Origin of the sequence: Blastococcus sp. TBT05-19 (genome assembly GCF_003319095.1) — a bacterium.
Lineage (GTDB): Bacteria > Actinomycetota > Actinomycetes > Mycobacteriales > Geodermatophilaceae > Blastococcus.
In genome coordinates, this window is the sequence record NZ_QOHI01000010.1 from 1 (window position 1) to 3,628 (window position 3,628).

Here is a 3,628-nt window from a genome sequence, read left to right on the forward strand (position 1 = left end):
CTCACGCCGTCCGAGGACGGCATCAACGCCTCAATCCGCTCCCACTGAGCGTCGGTCAGCACTCGATCGCGAGACATATCCGCAGCAAATCAGCCCCACCACGCTCAACTTAGGAGACACGCCCTAGCCGTCGCCGCCGACCCCGACGCCCGGGTTGCGGAGATTGCGGCGCGGGTCCGCATCACCGAACGCGCCACGCTGTCGATCTTGCGCGACCTCGAGGCCGAGGGATACCTGGTTCGTGCCCGCCGTGGCCGCCGCACGCACTACGCCCTCCGGCCGCACCAACCCTTCCGCCACCCCACGACCGCCGACCACGAGATCGACGAACTGCTCGGCCTCTTCACGCCAGGTCAAGCCGCCGAACCGACCCGCCGGGCCGTAGCCGGTCCAGCGACCCGTGGCGGGGCCACCGGAGTGCCGCCGGGCCCTCCCTGATCGGATGGCACCTGTGTCGGCGGGATCCTGCCCGGATGATCCGATTGCCTTCCAGACCGACCTTGCCCGACCTTCTCCTCGCAGTGATCCACAACGGCCGATCCGGGCACTGCCGGCGTTTCAGCTGCTCTCCGGGGCCCCGCCGGGGCGGTCGAGCTGCCGGTTACCACCGTGGCCTCCGCGGCCGACCAGGATGAAGGCACCGAGGGCACCGGCGACGGCCGATCCCGCGAGGATGCCGATCTTGGCCTGGTTCACCAACAGAGCGTCGTCGTAGGCGAGTCCGGCGATGAACAGCGACACGGTGAATCCGATCCCGCCGAGAGCGGCAACCCCCCAGACCGTCCGGAACCCCGCGCGTGCCGGAAGCGTTCCCCAGCGGGCTCGCACGGCTAGGTGGGCCGCACCGGCTATGCCGAGGACCTTGCCGACAACGAGCCCGGCGACGATCGCCCACGCGAGACGGCTGCCCACCGCTTCTCCGAGCACGCCGCCGCCGAGGTCCACCCCGGCGTTGGCGAGGGCGAACAGCGGGACGATGACGTAGGCGGTGACCGGGTGCAGCCGGTGCTCGACCGCGACAAGGACCTCCCGCCCGTCGACCGGCCGGGCCGGAACCAGCAGTCCGAGGGCAACCCCCGCGATGGTCGCGTGCACCCCCGAGTTGAAGACAGCGACCCAGGCGACACCGGCGAGCGGGACCTGGATCCACCACCGGGCCAGGCCGGCGCGCCAGGCTGCGGTGACCAATGCCAGAGTGAGCGCGGCGGCGCCGAGCCAGCCCAGGGCGATGTCGTCGGAGTAGAACACCGCGATGACCGTGATGGCGATGATGTCGTCGACGATCGCGACGGACAGCAGGAAGAGCTTCGCGCTCGCCGGCACGCGGTCGCCCAGCAGCGCCATGATGCCGACCGCGAAGGCGATGCGGTCGCCATCGGGATGCCCCATCCCGCCCGCGCCGGCCCGCCGCCGACCACGGCGAGGAACAGCGCAGCCGGGAGAAGCACACCGCCGAGCGCGGCCACGGCGGGCAGGGCTGCCGCGCGCCGGTCGCGCAACTCCCCAACAACGAGTTCGCGCTTGATCTCCAAGCCGACGACGAAGAAGAACAGCGCCATGAGCAGGTCGTTGACCCAGTGCTGCAGGTCCTCAGTGATCGCGAAGGGCGCGGCGCCGATGGTCAGCTCCCGGTGCCAAAAGGAGTCGTAACCCTCGCCCGCCGCGCTGTTGGCCCAGATAAGGGCGGCCGCGGTGGCCACTAGGAGGACCAGGCCGCCGGAAGCCTCAGCGTGCAGGAACCTCTGCACCGGCGAGAGAATCCGCGTGAACCGTCCGCCGTCCCCTTCGACGCCCACCTAGCCTTCTCCCGTCCTGCCGTTCCCGTTTACGACAAGAACCCCGCGAGGTTCCCGCGACCGGGGTCGGAATCTCAACCGCCCGAACTCCGCGGGGAGGTCTCCCGCTCATCCTTGCCGAGGGACCGCGGGATCCCGCCGGGATGCGCCACGTGCCCGGTCTGGTGCTCGGGGACCCCAACACGTGACCGCAAGGGACAGCAAGGTGGGAATCTCCCGCGTGCCCGGGCCATACCCCGTGTGCACATTGGAGAACCAGGTTGACGCCGATGAAGCCCAGGATGGCGGCCAGTCCGTAGCCCAGGTGCACCCGCCTGCCGAGCGCGCCCCCGAGGACGAAGTACAGCGCCTGAAGCAAGCGTTGGTGGCGATCACCAGGAATGGGTCACCGATGATGTCGTACACGCCCGGATTGCAGAGATCGCGGCGCGGGTCCCGCATCATCGAACGGCCAGATGCTCACCCCCATGGGATCCTCGTCGTCTCAAAGGGAATGGTCGAGCGGGCCGATGACCGGCTGCACTGGGTCCGCCGCGTGACCTTGCCGAAGAGCACGGCCAATGCCGAACCGCGGCTTGCCGCCCAGGTCCTGGCCACCCTGCGCAACACCGCACATCAGCCTCCACCGACGCACCGACGCACCGACGCACCGACGCACCGACGCACCGACGCACCGACGCACCGACGCACCGACGCACCGACGCACCGACGCACCGACGCACCGACGCACCGGAGCGACCAGCATCGCCACTGCCTGGCGAGCGACCACCTAGCTAGCGCCGGATCCGTCTGGCGACCTTGATCACAAAACGAAGAGACCAACCTTTCCGAGCCCCTGCCGCGGGTTGCCGCTGAAGGCCTGTCGGCGCGGCGTGACTACTTCAGCCCGCGCCGGATCCGGCCCGCGGAAAGACCGACGAGCCTGGCAACCACCATCGCGATGTAGAAGAGGCCGGCCAGCTGCTCGAGCATCACCACGCTCCTCGCGTGATCCTTCACCGGGACGATGTCCGACAGCCCCGTCCCGGACAGCGTCGAGAAGGACAAGAACAGCAGCTCCGTCCAGGACCGCGGCTCGTTCGGTGCCACTGCGGCGATGAAGCTGCCGGGGTCGAGGGCCTGCACCACGACGAAGGTGTGCGCGAACGCCCAGGCGAGCAGGGTGAAGACCGCGCCGATGGCGAACAGCTCGTCCGTGGTGACCACCTCGTCGGCGAGCATGTAGGCCAGCATGCTGGCGGCTGCGTAGAAGTACAGCACCGCCTCGAACCCGGAGCTCCAGGCATTGAGCCCAGGGCTGCTCACAAAGACCTGCGCCACGAGCAGCACCGTCGCCGGCGCCGCCACCAGGAGCACGACCCACGACAGCATCGGGGTCGCGCGGACGGCGATCACCACCAGCCCCAGGACCAGGAAGCCGAAGATCGCCAGCAGCGCCCCGCCGGCGACGCTGTCCTCCAGGAACGGGTAGAGGAGGACTCCCAGGATCTGTGCACCCAGCAGCGTCGCGCACGGCGTATCGCGGACGAAGCGGATCACTCGCATTGACGGAGGCTAGCCAGCGAGGTCTTCGCCTCCACGGAGAACGGGCCTCACCGGTGGTGGCGGCTGCTGTGCCCCGCCGCCACGAGAGGTCGGACGCCCGGCGATCCGGCCCGGGTCACCGCCGTTCGCCGGAGTCCGGACCTCGGTCGGTGTCCGCCGTCGCCTGCCGCTGCGACGCACGACCCCAGACCGGCTGGAGCGCGGCGATCTCCTCGTCGGTCGCGACGCGGAACGGGGGCGTGACCGGTGCCTGGAACGCCTTCCGCCCCTGTCCGCGGGTGGCCCGG

3 protein-coding genes and 1 pseudogene are annotated in these 3,628 nt (G+C 70.0%); 1 reads left to right on the top strand and 3 read right to left on the bottom strand.

Annotated features, from left to right (window positions below):
- Positions 1-123 precede the first annotated feature (123 nt).
- Together DQ244_RS19490 and nhaA are read right to left on the bottom strand one after the other, a co-directional pair.
- Positions 124-357 carry a hypothetical protein gene (locus tag DQ244_RS19490; protein WP_158544625.1) on the bottom strand — a complete coding sequence of 78 codons (234 nt, stop codon included), beginning with the start codon at positions 355-357 and terminating at the stop codon, positions 124-126.
- Positions 358-558: 201 nt separating this feature from the next.
- Positions 559-1,796: pseudogene (gene nhaA, locus DQ244_RS19035) on the bottom strand (Na+/H+ antiporter NhaA).
- A gap of 184 nt (positions 1,797-1,980) precedes the next feature.
- Here nhaA and DQ244_RS19495 point away from each other — a divergent pair.
- Entirely contained in the window at positions 1,981-2,598 is a 618-nt protein-coding gene (locus DQ244_RS19495; RefSeq protein WP_158544627.1) for a hypothetical protein, read from the top strand.
- A 74-nt stretch (positions 2,599-2,672) separates the two neighbouring features.
- Here the strand turns inward: DQ244_RS19495 and DQ244_RS19050 are convergent, their stop codons facing one another.
- On the bottom strand, positions 2,673-3,341 hold the full coding sequence (locus DQ244_RS19050; RefSeq protein WP_113813087.1) for an ion channel: 669 nt from the start codon (positions 3,339-3,341) through the stop codon (positions 2,673-2,675).
- Positions 3,342-3,628 lie beyond the last annotated feature (287 nt).